The organism is Streptomyces roseoviridis, assembly GCF_039535235.1.
GTDB classification, from domain to species: Bacteria; Actinomycetota; Actinomycetes; order Streptomycetales; family Streptomycetaceae; genus Streptomyces; species Streptomyces roseoviridis.
The window spans coordinates 4,952,915-4,969,084 of sequence record NZ_BAAAWU010000001.1; the positions used below are offsets into that span (position 1 = coordinate 4,952,915).

Below are 16,170 nucleotides of genomic sequence, written 5' to 3' on the forward strand. Positions count from 1 at the left end.
CTCACCGTTGACCGCCGTCCACGGCCGCTCTAGTTTCGGCCAGCGGTACGGGTTTCCACAGCGGCACCCGGTTCTGCTCGGCAGCGGGAGTTGAGGATGTCCAACCAGGGCGCGGACGGGAGCGGTGGCGCCGGCGCGCTCGCCGTACTGGAGCTGCTGGCCCAGCAGGCGCCACAGGAGCGTTTCGCCGAACTCCTCGACAGGGCCCGTGCGGAGGGCCTGCCGGCACCCGAAGTCGCCGCTCTGGAACGGGCCGTTCAGCTCGCCACCGGCGTCCGGCGCTCCCTGGCCCGCCGCGAACAGCGCGAGGCCGGCCTCGACGCCCTCGCCGACACCGCCCGCGACCTGACCCTCCCGTACGACCTCGACGGGCTGCTCCGGAGCATCGCCCGCCGGGCCCGCCGGCTCCTCGGACTCGACCTGACCTGCGTCACCCTGCGCGGCCCGCACGGCGTCCGGGTCGTCCACGGCACCGACGGCGCCCTCACCGGCACCGGCACCGGCCCGGCCGCCTGCCCCGGCGCCTTCGAGGAGGAAGGGCTCGGCGGGCTCGTCCACGTCCTGGGCGCGCCCGTGTGGACCGAGGACTACCTCGTGGACGAGCGCTTCGCCCACACGCCCGGCGTCGACACGGTCGTCCGGGACCAGGGCCTGCGGGCCGTCGTCGTCGTGCCGCTGCGTGCGGGCGACACCGTCCTCGGGCTGCTCTACGGCGCCGACCGCAGGCCCCGCCGGTACACCGCGGGCGAGCTGGGGCTGCTCACCTCCCTCGCCGACCTGGCCGCCGTCGCCACCGAGAAGGCCGGACTGCTCGACCAGACCCGCGCGGAGGTCACCGAACTCGAACGGGACAGCTCCCGGGCCCGCACCACCCTCACCCGCATGCGGTACATCGGCGAGGCACACCGCCGCATCATGAACCTCATCCTGGCCGGCGGCGATCTGAGCAACGTGGCCAAGGCCGCCGGGGACGCCCTCGACGCCTGCGTCGTGATCCGCGACCCCGGGGGCCGCACGCTCGCCTCCACCGGCGAGATCACGGGACTCGACGAGGAGGCGGTGGCCAAGGCGTCGCTCGACGCCCACGCGGGCCGCCGTCCCGTGCTCACCGGAGGCGGCGGCGACGCCGAGTGCCGGGACGGCCAGGACCGCGTCCCCGAGCCCCGCGCGGGCGAGGGCCCCGCGGACGACGGGCGGACCTGGGTCGCGCCGGTCATCGCCGGTTCCGAGGACCTGGGCGTCCTCGTCGTCCGCGCGGCCACCCCGCTCACCGGCGAGGACGAGCGGCTCCTCGAACTGGCCGCCCAGGCCGTCGCCTTCCTGCTCCTGATCCAGCGTTCCACCGCCGTCGCCGAGGGCCCCGTCCGCGACGAGCTCCTCGACGACCTGCTCGCCGAACCGCAGCACGCCCCGCAGCAGATCGCCCAGCGCGCCCGCCGCCTCGGCATCGACCTGCGCAAGCCGCACGTCCTCGTCGTCGCCCGGCCGGAGGGCGGGGAGCAGGGCCGCGCGGTGGTGTGGGCCTCCTCGTACGCGTACCGCATGGGGGGCCTGAAGACGGTGCAGGGCGGCTGCATCGTCCTGCTGCTGCCCGGGGTGGACGCCTCGGCCGCGGCGAAGGCCGTCTCGGGGGAGCTCGCCCCGTTGCTCGGCCACCCGGTCTCGGTGGGGGCCGCCGGGCCCGGCTGGAGCCCGGACAGCGTGGTCCGGTCGTACCAGGAGGCCATGCGCTGCCTGGACGCGATGAGCGCGCTCGGCGGCACGGGCGCGGCCGCGTCCGTGGACGACCTCGGCTTCCTCGGGCTGCTGCTCTCGGACGACCACGACGTGGACGGCTTCATCGAGTCGGCGATCGGCCCCGTACTGGACTACGACGCCGAGCGGTTCACCGATCTGACCCGCACGCTGGAGGCGTACTTCGCCTCAGGCGCGAGCCCCACCAACGCCGCCGAGGCACTGCACGTCCACCCGAACACCGTCTCGCGCCGCCTGGAGCGGATCGGCGAACTCCTCGGCCCGGAGTGGCAGAAGCCCGGCCAGGTCCTGGAGGTGCAGCTGGCGCTGCGCCTCCAGCGCACCCGTGACGTGCTCGTCCGCCGCCGGGCCGCCCTGGGCGAACCCCGCCCGTCGGCCCCGACGGCGGCGGACCGCCCGGCCGGCGCCTGAGCCCGCCAGGGCGTGCGTCCCAGCGGCGCCCGGGTCCCATCGGAGCCCGAGTCCTACCGGAGCCCGGGTCCCACCGGCGTGTACGTCCCACCGGCGCCTGAGCCGAAGCAGCCCCGAGTCCCACCGGCGTGTGCGTCCCACCGGTGCCCGTACGTGTGTACGGGGCCCGGAAGCCCCAACTCCCGGGCCCCAGTCCTGGGGGGAGCCCCGTTCCCGCGTGACAGCGGAACGGGGCGCGGACAGGAGGTCAGCTCGCCGAACGGTCCTGGACGGAGCCGTACGGCGTGTCCCACCCGGCGGCCAGGACGGTCGCCGCGTGCGCCGCCGAGGCCAGCGTGATGTGCCGGTGCCAGCCGCGGAACGAGCGGCCGACGAAGTCCCGCAGGCCCGCGCCCTCACCGACCGCGCGGAAGTCCCGCTCGACCCGCCGCGACAGCTTCGTCAGCCGCAGCAGCGGACCGACCGACGAGCCCGTCAGGTCCGTGATCCACAGCCGGGCCGGGGAGCGCCGGGGGTCGTCCCACTCGCCCAGCAGGAGCAGCGGCCGCTGCCGCTCGCCCGCCGGTACGGGCAGGGTGACGCGGACCGCGGTGGCGAGGGAGGTCCGCGAGGTGCGCATCCCCGCGGCCGCGTCCACCCAGCTCACCGGGCGGCGCAGCCCCTTGAGGGACTCCAGGATCTGCAGCGCGGTCAGCGGTCCGGCGCCGAAGCCGGGCAGCGAGCGGTCGGCGACGGTCAGCCGGCAGCCCGTGCCGATCCGGGCGACGACCGGGACGCCCGCGAGCGCGAGCCGGTGCAGGGCCGACCGGCCGGGGCCGCCGCGGATGTCGAGCAGCAGCGGCTTGCGGGCCACGTCGGGCCAGCGGGCCGTGTCGAGGGCCGCGTTGACCGCGCACTCCTCCAGGGTCTCCTCGGCCGCGCCCTCGGGCACCTCCGCCCGGTCCCGCCGCGTGCGGTCCTTCACCCACGGATCGGGCAGGAACAGACGCCAGTTGACGGGGACGCTGGTCTCCTCGCCGGCGAACCAGACGCCGAACGCCTGCTGCCCGCGGAACACCTGGCCCCGCTCGGGGTCGAAGCGCCGGTCGACGCCGACCGAGTGCTGGCCGGCCTTCGGTATCGGCATCGGCCGCACCACCCAGGCCTGCGGGGCGCTGTTCTGCTGGAGGTAGCGGGCGAGTTCGGCCCGCATCGGCCGCCAGTCCCACGTGGAGCTGGAGATGAAGTGGTGCAGGCTCTGCTCGGCGGCCGGGCCGCCGATCTGCGCGGCGATGTTGCGGATCGACTTGCGGCCCTGCGCGGTCAGCAGACCGCGCAGGTACTGCTCGGCCTTCAACCGCTGGTCGCGGCGCGGGAAACCGGAGAAGAGCGCGGCGCAGAGTTCGCCGTACACGTCATCGGCGGCCGCGTCCCGGTGCGCGGTGACGGTCCTGAACCTGGTTGCGACGGATGTACTCACGACACTCCTGCCCTACGGGTTGAGCAGCTCCCTCCCGCTGCACCTCCACGGTCGCGCGTCGCCGCCGTGGGCACGAGGTGTACCCGGCACCCGTCTGGGCCGCCGGATGGTGGCCGGACCACCGCCCCCCGGCCACGCCCCCGCTCGCCCCCGCTCCGGCCTCCGGCCCCGCCCCCGCTCGCGCGGCGTCCCGGCCCCCGGGGTCCCGCCCCCGCTCGCGCGGCGTCCCGGCCCTCGCGCCGCCCCCATCCCCGTGGGGGGTATCTGACAGACTCGCCGGACCGCCTTTGACCCGTGCGCCGCCGCGCCCGGACCATCGGGGCGAGGCAGCACGGGCCGGACTCCGGTTAATGCCCCAGGCCGGGGTCCGTGCCTGTGCGCCTCGCTTCCCACCCCGTCCCATCAGGGCCGTCCCCGCCAGGGCCGGGCGCCCGGCGCGCCCTAGTCTGGTGCCATGGGATTCCGCGCACAGCTCCCGGCGGTCGGAGCGGTCGCCGCAGGCGGCGCCCTCGGGGCCACCCTCCGCCACGCCGCGACCCTCGTCTGGCCGACGCCGGCCGGCGCGTTCCCCTGGACCGTCCTCACCGTCAACGCGACCGGCTGCGCGGCCCTCGGCGTCCTGATGGTCCTCGCCACCGAGACCTTCGGCGCGCCCCATCCGCTGCTGCGGCCCTTCCTGGGGACGGGGGTGTGCGGTGGCTTCACCACCTTCTCCACCTACGCCCTCGACACCCAGCGGCTGCTCGCCGCCGGAGACGCCGCGCGCGGTCTGCTCTACCTGGCGGCGACCGCGCTCCTCGCGCTCGCCGCCGTGTGGGCGGCCGTCGCGACCACCCGCGCGGCCGTGCGGTACGGGGCCCGGGAGCCGCAGGAGTGAACTGGCTGCTCGTCGTCGCCGGTGCCGCCGTCGGCGCGCCCCTGCGCTACCTCACCGACCGCGCGGTGCGGGCCCGCCACGACACGGTCTTCCCCTGGGGCACCTTCCTGGTGAACGTCGTCGGATCCTTCGTCCTCGGCCTGCTGACCGGCGTGGCCTCGACCCGGGCCGGTCTGCTCCTCGGCACGGGCCTGTGCGGCGCCCTGACCACGTACTCCACCTTCTCGTACGAGACGCTGAAGCTGTACGAGGGCGGGGCGCGGGCCCTTGCGGTGGCGAACGTCGCGGGCAGCATCGCCGCGGGCCTCGGTGCCGTCTGGCTCGGCGTGGCACTCGTACGGCACTGACGGCGCGACGGCGCGTACGGCGGTCACGGGGGCGGTCCGGCTCGGGAACGGCGCCCCGGCACGGACGGCGCGTACGGCGGTCACCGGGGCGGTCCCGCTCAGGAACGGCGCCCCGGCACGGACGGCGCGGGCGGTGCGTACGGGCGCGGGTCGGGCCGGGGGCCCCGCGCCCCGGGGGCCAGGACGAGCGCGAAGCCGTGGTTCGCCGCGACGGACCGGATGTGCTCGGCCGACAGGGAGCCCTGACGCTCCAGGGTGAGCGCCGGCAGCCCCGCCCGGCCGAACCCGGCGGAACGGTCGAACGAGATCATGCTCGTCGTCACCGGCGTGTGGTGCGGGTGGCGCAGCCGCGCCGCGGACTCGTCGGCGTGCGCCAGGATCCGTACCCACGGCTCGTGCCGGAAGTCCCGGGCGGCCTCGTCGGCCCGCCAGTGCGGAAGCTGCCGCGAACGGCTCGCCGAGGTGATGAACAGGTACTCCGCGCCGGTCCGGTCCAGGGCCGCGTGGAGGAAGCCGTTCGACGGGCAGTGCCGGCCGGGCGCGATCACCTGAACGGCCCTCATCCCGTCCGGGCCGGACGTCAGATGGGGCGGCAGCCGGTCCGCGGCGGGTCCGCGGAAGCCGAAGGGGCCGAGCTCGTACAGCTCCTCCATCAGCGCCCTGACCTGGCGTCGCGGCAGCTCGGCCGGCAGCCGGGTCCAGTCGAAGAGGCCGGGGAGGGCGTCCGGCACGGTGGTGACGCCGCCGGGCCGCCCCTCCGGGCGGCCCGTCATCCGGTGGACCCGCGCGACGACCTCGCGGTCCGGGCGGGCGGTCAGCGCGTAGATCGCCGCGAAGCCGTGCACCACCGCGCAGCCCGCCTCCAGATCCTCCGCCGCCCGCCGTACGGCCGCGGCGTCGCCCAGCACCGCGCCGCCGCTCGCACCCGGCCGCCCGGCCGCCGGTCTCCCGGCCGCGCCCGCCCCGCCCTCGCCGGTCGCCCGCTCGTCCCGTTCCCGGACCGGCTCCTCGACCAACACCGCCCGCTCGTCTCCCATCGCCGCGCCTCCTCGCATCCCTCGATCGTTTACGGCGTGCAACGAGCCCGGCCGCTTCCGGTCACAACGGGGCGAACACCGCTTCCCGGAACGCGTCGCGCACCGCCGTCACGGGACCGGTGGCGCGCGTGAAGTACAGCTTGTTCGTGAGCAGCACCGCCCAGCGGCCCCGCGAGGGGCTGACCCACATGCCGGTGCCGGTGAAGCCGTAGTGCACCCAGACGTCGTCCCGTACCGCCGTGCCGGGCGCCAGGTGCCAGAACAGCCCGCGGGCCGGGGCCAGTTCGCCGGTGCGGACCCGCAGCGACGCCGCCACCCACTCGGGCCCGAACGGCGGCCGCACCGGGGCGAGCACCTGCCGCAGGAAGCGCCCCAGGTCCCCGGCGGTGGAGAAGGCGCCCGCGATGCCACAGGCCCCGCCGAGCAGCCGGGTGGAGAAGTCGTGCACGGTGCCGCGCAGATGGGCTCCGGTCTCCTCGTCGTACTCCGTCGGCGCGCAGCGCGCGGCCAGCGCCGGCGGCAGCGGACCGAAACGGGTCCCCGTCATGCCCAGCGGCGCCCACACCCGGTCCGCGGCGAGCCGCGCCAGCGGCAGTCCGGTGAGGTGCTCGGCGAGATAGCCCAGGACCAGCGCGGCCCGGTCGGTGTACTCGACGGCCTCGCCCGGCCGCCGCCGCAGCGGTTCGCGCAGCACCCCGTCCCGTACGTCCTGCGGATCGGTGCCGTACAGCGCGCGGAGGTTGGCGCGCAGCGGCAGCCCGGCGGTGTGGGTGAGCAGGTGCAGCGGGGTGACGTCGCCGAGCGGGTGCCCGGCGGCCTCGGGCCAGAAGGAGCCCAGGGGCGCGTCGAGCAGGAGCTTGCCGTCCTCGACGAGCGTGCCGACGACCGGCCACACCGCGATCACCTTGGTGAGGCTCGCCAGGTCGAACAGCGTGTCGGGGCGGGTGGGCAGCCCGCCCGCCCCGTCGTGGGTCCCGACGGCGCCGCCCGCCACGGGGCCACGGGCGTCGCCGACGGCCCAGGCGGCGCCGGGGCAGACCTGCGCGCGGACCGCTTCCCGGAGGAACCGCACGATGCGCGGAGTGTCGAACGTCGTGTTCACATCATGTGTCTACCCCGCTACGGGGCGGGAGCAGGCCCTCGCCGTCCCCGGTCGCCGCCAGGGGCCTGATCCGGCGCGTCCGCCCTGCTCAGACCGGGTCACCGGGGGCCGGGGGAGTACGGTGGGAAGCGCGGTGGCAGAGCGGAAAGCACGGTGACAGAGCGCCGAACCGACCGCTCCGGCGTCACGAACGCTGCGCACGGGGCCGTCGCACCGCACAGACAGGGCGAACCGATCATGGCCGCAGCCGTCGACCCCCCTCCCTCCCGGCTCCTCCCCGACGAGATCCACCGCGCGGTGCGCCCCGGGACGGCCGTCCTGCGCCTGCGCACCACCCACTCCCGCGAGGGCGTGCTCGACGGTGCCTGGTGGCCGCGCTCCCGCCACGTCGCCGCCGAACTGCCGGCCCTGATCGAGGCCCTCACCGCCCACATCGGTCCGGTCACCAGGATCGGCCTGGACACCGACGCCTGGGAGGAGGTCCCCACCCGCCTGGTCGTCGGCGACCGGGTCGTGCGGCTGGACTCGTACCCCGTGGGCGACGACACCGTCCTGATCACCCGAGGCGACCAGGACCACTTCGCGCTCCTCGTCGTCCCTCCGCACACGCCGACCGACCTGGCCCGCGAGGCGATGGCCCGCGCCGTCCGCGCGGACAACGTGACCTCGGCCGCCGAGATCCTCCTCGCCACGACCTCGGAGTGAGGCCCGCTCCCCTCGGGCGGAGCGGCCGGGCGGTGCCCGGCAACAGGACAGGCGCCGTCAGCTGAGGTATGCCTGGTCCATGGATGCCCGCCGGCGCTCCTTCCTCCCCCGCCTCGCCCGGCGCGGCGGCGGAGCGCTGCTCGCCGTGCCCTTCGGCCTGATCGCGACGGTCACGGTGGTCGACATCCTGTCGCCGCCGGAGGTGCACCTGGGACCGTTCCTGATCGCCGCGCCGGCGGTGACGGCGTCGTTCGCCGGGCCGCGCATGACGGCCTTCGTGGGGGCGGTCGCGGTCCTCGCCCAGGCGGTGGTGGCGGTCGTGCGGACGAGCCTCACGGACCTCAACCACACCTACCAGATCATCGCGCTCGTCCTGATCTCGGTCATCGTGACCTTCTTCGCGCACCTGCGCGAGGAGGACGAGAGCAGGGTGACGCGGCTGCGCTCCATCGCCGAGGCCGCCCAGAACGTCGTCCTGCGCCCCCTCCCCGACCGGACGGGGCCGCTGCGCATCGCCTCGGTCTACCTGGCCGCCGAGGAGGAGGCGCAGATGGGCGGTGACCTGTACGCGGCGGCCCGTACGGCGACCGGGACGCGGCTGCTCATCGGGGACGCCCGCGGCAAGGGCCTCGACGCGATCAGCGAGGCGTCGCTGGTCCTGGGCGCCTTCCGGGTCACGGCCCGCCGCGAGCACGACCTGCCGGAGGTCGTCGGACACCTGGAGGAGGGTGTCGGCTCGGCGGAGGAGACGGAGGGCGCGGGCACGGGCTCCCGCGCCGGCCGGGCGGCCGACGACCCGCACGAGGCCTTCGTGACCGCGCTGGTGCTGGACGTCCCCGACCACGAGCCGGTCGTACGACTCGTGAACCGCGGCCACCCGCCGCCGCTGCTCCTGCGGCGGGGACGGGTGATCCCGCTCGAAACGGCCCACGCGAGCCCGCCGTTGGGCCTGTCGGACCTCCTCGTGCCCGAGGTGACGGTGGAGACCTTTCCCTTCGACGTCGGTGACGTGCTCCTCCTCTACACCGACGGAGTCGTCGAGGCCCGCGACCACGCGGGCGCGTTCTACCCCCTGACCGAGCGCCTCACCGCCTGGACCGACGCCGACCCGCCGGCCCTGCTCGCCCACCTGCGGGCCGACCTCGAGGCCCACGCGGGCGGCCACCTCGGCGACGACGCCGCCCTGGTGGCGGTCGAACGCCTCGCCCCGGAGCCGTGACCGCCGGCCGGCGCCCGCCTCCGGGCGGACCTCCCGGGCACGCCGGTGCTGCGGGCGCCCCGGAGGCCGCCGCTTCGACGGGAGGGCGATGACCTGAAGATGCGCATCGGGCAGCCGGATGCGCTACGGCATCCGGTCGGACACGGGCTGCCCGAGAGCCTCGCCGCGTCTTCTCCGCGGCCACCCGCGAGGACCCGGGGCCAGCCGGGCCCCGCCGGACACCTCCCGCGACTGCCGGGGGAGTGCCCGGCGGCCTGCGGCGAGCGGGGGAAGCGCGCCTGACCAGTAAAAAGACCCTCCCGAAGGAGGGTCTGGCGCTGAGCGCCCCCGGCAGGACTCGAACCTGCGGCCAAGTGCTTAGAAGGCACCTGCTCTATCCGCTGAGCTACGGGGGCCGATGTGGCCGGGTCAAGGATAGGGCTCCCGTCGCCCTGGCCCGGGTGCTTCACCTGCGTGGCACGATGTGGAGGTTCGGTGAAGCGGTCCGATAATCGCAGGCAGGTGCGATTCGCGCAGCGCTTTTCGCGCCACTCGGGCCGGGTGTTGTGCACTCGTTATGCCTGAGGTCCCCGGCTACATCCGTTCGGTCGGCGCGCAGGGTGTCAATACGCTTCAAAAAGGCTCCAAAATTGGGCATTCTTCGCATGTGGTGACCTTGGACGAACGGCCTCAGCTGATCGACGCACTCTCCGCCCTGCGCGACTGTGTCGCCGCCGTGCGTCTTCCCCTCCCCCTCCCAGGCGCCCCGCGGGCCCGGCAGACCCGGGCCGAGCTGCTCGCTCAGCTCGACGACTACCTGGTGCCGCGGCTGAAGGATCCCGACGCGCCGCTGCTCGCGGTCGTCGGCGGGTCCACCGGAGCCGGGAAGTCCACCCTCGTCAACTCGCTCGTGGGGCGGCGTGTCAGCGAGGCCGGGGTGCTCAGACCCACCACCCGCACGCCGGTCCTGGTGTGCCACCCGGAGGACCACCACTGGTTCGCCGGGATGCGGGTGCTGCCCCAGCTGACCCGCGTCTGGCTGCCCCAGCAGGACGACGACCACCCCGCCGAGGAGCCCCCGGAGGACAACGCCCTGCGGGTCGAGACGGCCGCCACCCTGCCCCGCGGGCTCGCCCTCCTCGACGCGCCCGACATCGACTCGCTCGTCGTCGAGAGCCGGCTCCTGGCCGCCGAGTTGATCTGTGCCGCCGACATCTGGGTCATGGTCACCACCGCGTCCCGCTACGCCGACGCGGTCCCCTGGCACCTCCTGCGTACCGCCAAGGAGTACGACGTCACCCTCGTCACCGTCCTCGACCGCGTGCCCCACCAGGTCATCGGCGAGGTCTCCCGGCAGTACGAGGCGCTGCTCGACAAGGCGGGCTTCGGGGACCTGCCCCGGTTCACCATCCCCGAGCTGCCCGAGTCCACCGGCGGCGGCAGCGGGCTGCTGCCCGACAACGCCGTGGCTCCGCTGCGCGCCTGGCTCGCCCACTGCGCCCAGGACCCGGCCGCCCGTCAGCAGGCCGTCGGCCGGACCGCTTCCGGAGTGCTCGACTCCCTCGACACCCGCATGCCCGAGCTCGCCGGCGCGGTCGCGGCCCAGTACGCCGCGGCCGTACGCCTGGGCGGGGCCGTCGAGGCGGCGTACGAGGAACAGGGGCGGCGGGTCGGGGAGCTGGTGCGGCGCGGCGCCGTCCTCGCCGGTGACGCCCGGACCCGCTGGCGCGGCTATCCGCGCGACAGCACCGCCGACGAACTCCTCGACGCCCTCGTCGAGTCCCTGGCCGCGCTCGTGCAGTGCGCCGTCGCCGCCGCCGACGAGCGGGTGCGGGACGCCTGGCGCCGCGAGCCGGCCGCGGGCGCGCTCGTGCCGGGCGGCGGTGCGCGGGTCGGTCCGGGGGCGCCCGACGAGAGCCGGGACGCCGCCGAGCGGATCGCCATGACCGTACGGCGCTGGCGGCGCGTCCTGGAGGAGATGGTCGAGGAGGAGGTACGGGACTCGGAACGCCTGTCGGCCGCGGGCGGACCGGCCCGGGGGACCGGACGGGGAGCCGGGCGAGGAGCCGCGGGTGGCTCCGGGGCCGGTTCCGGGGTCGGTTCCGGACCGGATTCCGGGCGGGGCACCGGGCGCGGGGCCAGGCGCGGCGCCGCGGCTTCCCACCCCGACACCGAGACGCTCACCGCCCTCCTCGCCGCCGTCCTCCTCGGCGGCCGCCGCACCCGGGCCGCGGGCGACCGGCTCGCCGAACTCCTCGGCGCCCAGGGCGCCCTGCGCCTGCGGGACAGGGGCGGCGAACTGGTCGCCGCGTACGTCGACCGCGCCCTGCACACCGAACGCGACCGGCGTCTCGCCCCCCTCGACGCCCTCGACGTGACCCCCGAGCCGCAGGCCGAGCTGATCGCCGCGCTCTCGCTACTGCAGAAGGAGAAGTGACGCAGTGGACGCAGTGGACTCCGTGGGTCCGGGCACGCCGGTGGGGCCGGGGACTCCGGGTGCCCCGGTGACACCGGCGGCTCCGGGGAACCCGGCCGGCCCCGTGACCCCGGCGAGCCCCGCCACCCCCGTAACGCCGGTCACTCCAGTCACTCCGGTCACTCCGGCGGACCCCGTAGGGCCGGCGGAACCGACCCGTTCACCGACGGAGTCGCACCATCCGGCGGCACCGACCGGTCCGGCGCGGCCCGACGGTCCGGCGGCCCCCGAGCGCCCCGAGCACCCGGCCGCCCGAGCCGCCACCAGCGCCCCCGCCACCGGCGCCCCCGCCCCTGACGGGCATCCCGCCCGGGGATCCGGTCCCGCTCCCGGACCCGGTCCCGCTCCCGGACCCGGTCCCGCTCCCGTATCCGGTCCCGCCCCCGGACCCGATCGTGGCGGCGAAGGTGACGGCGGCCGTCGCTGGGACGACGGCCTGATCGCGCGGCGGGCGGCCGGCCGGGCCGCCCCCGGGGACCAGCGAGGTACGGCCACGGCCCCGGGCACGGCCGGCGCGCCGGGCTCCGAGGACGAGGAGGGCGACGGCCTGCCACCCCTCGGCGGGGCCTACGGCGGCGTCCTGCGCGCCCGGCTCGACGCGCTGCACGAACTCGTCGGCCTGTCCCGTACGCGGGTCGAGGGCGAGACGCTCGCCGAGGCCGGCCGGGTCCTCGACGAGGCCGCCGCCCGGCAGCGGCTGTCCGCCCGGCACACCGTCGTGGCCATCGCGGGCGCCACCGGCAGCGGCAAGTCGACCCTCTTCAACGCCCTCGCCGGCGTTCCGGTCTCCGAGACCGGACTGCGCCGCCCCACCACCGCCGCCCCGGTCGCGCTGACCTGGTCCGAGGGCGCCGCCGGCCTCCTCGACCGCCTCGGCATCCCCGGGCGGCTGCGCCGCAGGCCGCTCGCGGGCGGCGCGGCCGACGCCGACCTCCAGGGACTCGTCCTGGTCGACCTGCCCGACCACGACTCGGCGGTCACCGCCCACCGCGACACCGTCGACCGGCTGCTCGGCCTCGTCGACGCGGTCATCTGGGTGGTGGACCCGGAGAAGTACGCGGACGCGGCCCTGCACGAGCGCTACCTGCGGCCGCTCGCCGGACACGCCGAGGTCACCTTCGTCGTGCTCAACCAGATCGACCGGCTCGGCACCGAGGCCGCCGACCTCGTCCTCGACGACCTGCGCCGCCTCCTCGACGAGGACGGCGTGGCGCTCGGCGAGCACGGCGAGCCCGGCGCGACGGTCCTGTCCCTCTCCGCCCTGACCGGGGAAGGGGTGCCGGAACTGCGCGAGATGCTGGGCCGGTTCGTCCAGGAGCGCACCGCGCCCGAACGCCGGCTGTCCGCCGACATCGACGCCGCCGCGGCCCGGCTGCGGCCGGTGTACGTGGCCGACGGGCGGGCCGGGCTCGGCGAACGGGCCCGCGAGGAGTTCGCCGACCGGCTCGCGGTCGCGGTCGGGGCCGGAGCGGCGGGCGAGGCCGCCGAACGGGTCTGGCGGCGGGGCGCCATCCGCGCCTGCGGGACCCCGTGGCTGCGGCTCTACCGGTGGTACGAGCGGATCCGCGCGCACGGCAGCACCGATCCGCGCCTCCACGCCCCGGTCGAGGACGAGCTGACTGCCCGTCAACGCGTCGAGCAGGCGGTGCGGATCGTCGCCGACGAGGCGTCCCGCGGGCTGCCGGTGCCGTGGGCGCAGGCGGTGCGCGAGGCGGCGCAGCGGGGGGCCGAAGGGCTTCCGGAGGCCCTGGACGAACTGACGGCGACCATGGGCGACCCGGCCGCCCGGCCGCCCCGTCCGGCGTGGTGGCCGGCGGCGGTGCTCGCGCAGGTGGTGATGACCTTCCTGCAGATCTTCGGCGCCCTGTGGCTCGCGGGCCAGATCGCGGGCGTCGTGGAGCCGCTGCTGTGGCCGCCGGTGCTGATCATGGTCACCGGGATCGTCGGCGGCCCGCTGGTGGAGTGGGCGTGTGCGGCGGCCGTACGGGGACCGGCGCGGCGTTACGGGCAGGAGGCCGAACGCAGGCTGCGCGAGGCGGCGGCGGCCTGCGGCCGGGCCCGGGTGCTCGACCCGATCGCGGCGGAGCTGATGCGCTACCGGGAGGTGCGCGAGCAGTACGTGACGGCCTCGGGCGCGACGCGGGTCGTGAGCCGGATCGCGGGCGGCGGAGCCGGGCGCGCGGGGGCGGGGCGCATGGGCGCCGGCGGGTTCGGCGGGACGCGCTTCGGTCCGGCGAGGACGGGCGGCGCGCGGGTGAGGTGAGGAGGGGGGAGGTGAGGAGTGGGGGAGGTGAGGAGTGGGGGAGGTGAGGAGGGGGGGGCGGGATGGGGCGGGGGGCGAGGCGGAATCACTCGTTCGGGTGGCGGACTTGTCCACAGTCGTCCGCGTGTCCACAGGCTTCAGCGGGTTTCTCCGGCCGGGTCCAGCATGGATCCCGAGATCGCCGAGAGCACCGAGAGTGCCGAGAGCGTGGACGCAAGCCGAGCCGAGGAGTGGGCAGATGAACGAGACGCTGGTGACCCTGGTCGGGAACGTGGCGACGAACGTGGAGTTCCGGGAGACGGTGACGGGCGGGGTCGCCCGCTTCCGCTTCGCGGTCACGGCCCGTCGCTGGGACCGCGAGCGGGCGGTGTGGACGGACGGCGCGACCAGCTTCTACACGGTGTCCGCCTGGCGCTCGCTGGGCGCGAATCTGGCGGCCTCGGTCTCGGTGGGGGAGCCGCTGGTGGTGCACGGCCGGCTGAGGGTGCGGGAGGAGGAGCACGACGGGCGCCGGAAGACCTTCGTGGACGTCGACGCGCTGGCGGTGGGTCACGACCTGACCCGGGGGACGGCCGCCTTCCGCCGTGCGGTGCGCCAGGGCACCGACACGGCGGCGGCCCCCTCGACTCCCGTACCGGAACAGCGCGCTCCGGATATGGTGGCCCCGGACCTCTGGCAGACCCCGCCACCTGCGGCGGAAGGAGCCCAATCGCCCGCCGTAGCCGTCTCCTGACGGTTGGTCATGGGGATTTGTCGATACCGTGACCTGCGGTTTTATGCTCAACTACTGCCGCTGATAACGATTTCGAGTCGGAATGGTTATCAGACCGTACGACGGGACACGGGGGGCTTCCCCGTCTCTAGGATTCCCGGGTACTCATGAGGCGCTTGCTTCCAGTGGGTCAGTGAGTCTGCTGGCGGGTGCTCCCCCCACGCGTATCGATCGATGACGCGGAGCAGCCTGCCCGGAGGGGAAATCCATGTTTTCTGTACGGAGGCGCGGCGTTGCCCGCCTTGCCGCCGCGACCGTGGTCTCCGGCCTCGTCGCGGCGGGCGCGATAGCCGTCGCCGGCCCGGCGGTGGCCGACGAGAGCTCCACCAACGGTGGCGGCGTCGACGCGACGCTGGGTCAGCTCGTCGATGTCGGCAAGATCGACATCAAGGTGAAGCATGACGGCAAGGAAGAGATCGAGGCCTACAACGGCGGTCTCTTCAACCTCAACGTCAAGGGCGGCGGTGCGCTCAAGGCGTACTGCATCGACCTGTTCACCGGTACCGAGGCGGGCACGACGTACAAGGAGGTCGGCTGGGACGAGTCGACCCTCCACGACAACAAGAACGCCGGCAAGATCCGCTGGATCCTGCAGCACTCGTACCCCGAGGTGAACGACCTCGACGCACTGGCCAAGAAGGCCGACGCCAAGAGCCTGACCAAGGACACCGCCGCGGCGGCGACCCAGGCGGCGATCTGGCACTACTCCGACAACGTCGAGGCCACGCCTCAGGACGACGACGCGGAGAAGCTGACCAAGTACCTCCTCGCCGAGGCCGAGAAGGCGCCGCAGCTCTCCGAGCCGACGGCCTCCCTCGAGGTCTCCCCGACCTCCCTGGCCGGCAAGTCGGGCAGCCGTCTCGGCCCCGCCAAGGTGACCACCAACGCCGCCAAGGGCGCGACCAAGGTCTCCCTGGTCCCCGGCGCCCCCGAGGGCGTCAAGGTCGTCGACAAGGACGGCAAGGCCGTCACCTCCGTCGACGACGGCGACGAGATCTACCTCGACGTGCCGGCCGGCGCCGGCGACGGCTCCGCCAAGGTGAAGCTGCAGGCCTCCACCAAGGCCTCCATCGGCCGCGCCTTCGCCAGCACCACGAAGGAGCGCAAGCAGACCCTGATCCTCGCCGGCAGCAGCGAGTCCACGGTCAGCGCGCAGATCGAGGCCACCTGGGCCAAGCAGGGCCCCGTCCCGGCCGTCGACTTCAAGGAGAACTGCGCCGAGGGCGGCGTGGACGTCACCGTCTCCAACAAGGGCGACGAGGACTGGGTCTTCGAGCTGGGCGGCGTGAAGCACACGATCGCCGCCGGCAAGTCCAAGACGGTGACCGTCCCGGTCGCCGAGGACGCCGCGTACAAGTACACGATCACCGGCCCGAACGGCTTCGAGAAGGTCGTCGAGGGCGTCCTGGACTGCAAGACCTCCACCCCCGGCCCGAAGCCGTCCGAGACCCCGGCCCCGTCGCAGAGCCCGGCCACCGGCGGCACCACCGCCGGCGGCACCACCGGCTCCACCACCGGTGGCGGCGACCTCGCCGAGACCGGTAGCTCCAACGCCACCCCGATGATCGCCGGCATCGCCGTCGCGCTCGTCGCGATCGGCGGCGGCGCGATGTTCTTCCTCCGCAAGAAGAAGGCGGCCGGCCAGTAAGGCACCCGCAGCACCCCGGGGCCGCCCCTGAGCGGCGGCCCCACCGGACGGCCCCGTCGCGCACCGCGCGGCGGGGCCGTTCCGCTGCCCGCGCCCGTCCTCCCGGAGGCGGGTCCGGCA

The 16,170-nt window shown here is 75.3% G+C and carries 12 protein-coding genes and 1 tRNA gene; 9 read left to right on the forward strand and 4 right to left on the reverse strand.

Annotated elements, in window-relative coordinates; genetic code table 11:
* Positions 1 to 96: 96 nt before the first annotated feature.
* Entirely contained in the window at positions 97 to 2,166 is a 2,070-nt protein-coding gene (locus ABD954_RS22440; RefSeq protein WP_345488191.1) for a helix-turn-helix domain-containing protein, read from the forward strand.
* A 247-nt stretch (positions 2,167 to 2,413) separates the two neighbouring features.
* Here ABD954_RS22440 and ABD954_RS22445 read toward each other — a convergent pair whose 3' ends face one another.
* Complete coding sequence (locus tag ABD954_RS22445; RefSeq protein WP_345488192.1) at positions 2,414 to 3,625, reverse strand: IS701 family transposase; 1,212 nt, start codon at positions 3,623 to 3,625, stop codon at positions 2,414 to 2,416.
* 454 nt (positions 3,626 to 4,079) lie between these two features.
* Between ABD954_RS22445 and ABD954_RS22450 the strand changes: the two genes are divergently transcribed.
* Entirely contained in the window at positions 4,080 to 4,502 is a 423-nt protein-coding gene (locus tag ABD954_RS22450; RefSeq protein ID WP_345488193.1) for a FluC/FEX family fluoride channel, read from the forward strand.
* Complete coding sequence (gene crcB, locus ABD954_RS22455; protein ID WP_345488194.1) at positions 4,499 to 4,849, forward strand: fluoride efflux transporter CrcB; 351 nt, start codon at positions 4,499 to 4,501, stop codon at positions 4,847 to 4,849. The genes ABD954_RS22450 and crcB overlap by 4 nt, the downstream gene beginning before the upstream one ends.
* Before the next feature lie 98 nt (positions 4,850 to 4,947).
* Here the strand turns inward: crcB and ABD954_RS22460 are convergent, their stop codons facing one another.
* Both ABD954_RS22460 and ABD954_RS22465 read right to left on the reverse strand, forming a co-directional pair.
* Positions 4,948 to 5,886, reverse strand: coding sequence for a hypothetical protein (locus ABD954_RS22460; RefSeq protein WP_345488195.1), 939 nt, complete (start codon positions 5,884 to 5,886; stop codon positions 4,948 to 4,950).
* Between the two features lie 61 nt (positions 5,887 to 5,947).
* Positions 5,948 to 6,988 carry a serine hydrolase domain-containing protein gene (locus ABD954_RS22465; RefSeq protein ID WP_345488196.1) on the reverse strand — a complete coding sequence of 347 codons (1,041 nt, stop codon included), beginning with the start codon at positions 6,986 to 6,988 and terminating at the stop codon, positions 5,948 to 5,950.
* A 237-nt stretch (positions 6,989 to 7,225) separates the two neighbouring features.
* Here ABD954_RS22465 and ABD954_RS22470 point away from each other — a divergent pair, with 237 nt between their 5' ends.
* Both ABD954_RS22470 and ABD954_RS22475 read left to right on the forward strand, forming a co-directional pair.
* On the forward strand, positions 7,226 to 7,693 hold the full coding sequence (locus ABD954_RS22470; protein WP_345488197.1) for a DUF5994 family protein: 468 nt from the start codon (positions 7,226 to 7,228) through the stop codon (positions 7,691 to 7,693).
* A 79-nt stretch (positions 7,694 to 7,772) separates the two neighbouring features.
* Positions 7,773 to 8,912 (forward strand): PP2C family protein-serine/threonine phosphatase, encoded by a 1,140-nt coding sequence (locus ABD954_RS22475; protein ID WP_345488198.1) that lies wholly within the window; start codon positions 7,773 to 7,775, stop codon positions 8,910 to 8,912.
* A gap of 322 nt (positions 8,913 to 9,234) precedes the next feature.
* On the opposite strand, the gene ABD954_RS22480 is transcribed toward ABD954_RS22475, so the two are convergent.
* Positions 9,235 to 9,307, reverse strand: a tRNA-Arg gene (locus ABD954_RS22480).
* 260 nt (positions 9,308 to 9,567) lie between these two features.
* On the opposite strand from ABD954_RS22480, the gene ABD954_RS22485 reads away from it, so the two are divergent.
* From ABD954_RS22485 to ABD954_RS22500, 4 genes are all read left to right on the forward strand, one after another.
* Entirely contained in the window at positions 9,568 to 11,328 is a 1,761-nt protein-coding gene (locus ABD954_RS22485; RefSeq protein ID WP_345488199.1) for a dynamin family protein, read from the forward strand.
* Positions 11,329 to 11,803: 475 nt separating this feature from the next.
* Entirely contained in the window at positions 11,804 to 13,630 is a 1,827-nt protein-coding gene (locus ABD954_RS22490; RefSeq protein WP_345492389.1) for a GTPase, read from the forward strand.
* A 238-nt stretch (positions 13,631 to 13,868) separates the two neighbouring features.
* Positions 13,869 to 14,363, forward strand: a complete 495-nt coding sequence (locus tag ABD954_RS22495) for a single-stranded DNA-binding protein (protein ID WP_345488200.1) — start codon at positions 13,869 to 13,871, stop codon at positions 14,361 to 14,363.
* 247 nt (positions 14,364 to 14,610) lie between these two features.
* Positions 14,611 to 16,050 carry a Cys-Gln thioester bond-forming surface protein gene (locus ABD954_RS22500; RefSeq protein ID WP_345488201.1) on the forward strand — a complete coding sequence of 480 codons (1,440 nt, stop codon included), beginning with the start codon at positions 14,611 to 14,613 and terminating at the stop codon, positions 16,048 to 16,050.
* Positions 16,051 to 16,170 lie beyond the last annotated feature (120 nt).